Here is a 533-nt window from a genome sequence, read left to right on the forward strand (position 1 = left end):
GTTCGGTGATTGATGCAGCCTCTTCGCCCGGCTTGCGACCGGGCCCTATCTGAAAGGAGTGGAAGCAATCATGGCGACAAAGCAACCGAATATCCTGATTCTTTGGGGCGACGATATCGGATGGTGGAACATCAGCTTCAACAGCCGTGGGCAGATGGGTTATCGAACGCCCAATATCGATCGCATCGCCAATGAAGGCGTGGCATTCACAGATTATTATGCGCAGCAGAGCTGCACGGCTGGCCGCGCAGCCTTCATTACCGGGCAGAATCCAGTCCGCACGGGGCTGACCAAGGTCGGTATGCCGGGTGCCGATGTCGGCTTGTCGGCAGAAGACCCCACCATTGCGGAGTTGCTCAAGCCGCTAGGCTATGTCACCGGGCAGTTCGGCAAGAATCATCTGGGCGACAAGGATGAATTTTTGCCTACCATGCACGGGTTTGACGAGTTCTTCGGCAATCTGTATCACCTGAATGCGGAAGAGGAGCCTGAGGATCCCGATTATCCAAAGGATCCAGCATTCAGGAAACGTT

1 protein-coding gene is annotated in these 533 nt (G+C 55.3%); it reads left to right on the forward strand.

What is annotated here, in order from left to right; genetic code table 11:
• Window positions 1–70: 70 nt before the first annotated feature.
• On the forward strand, window positions 71–533 hold a 463-nt coding region (locus HV670_RS30475; RefSeq protein WP_175108609.1), incomplete at its 3' end, for a sulfatase-like hydrolase/transferase.

The sequence above is a fragment of the Pararobbsia alpina genome, from assembly GCF_902859895.1.
GTDB classification, from domain to species: Bacteria; Pseudomonadota; Gammaproteobacteria; order Burkholderiales; family Burkholderiaceae; genus Pararobbsia; species Pararobbsia alpina.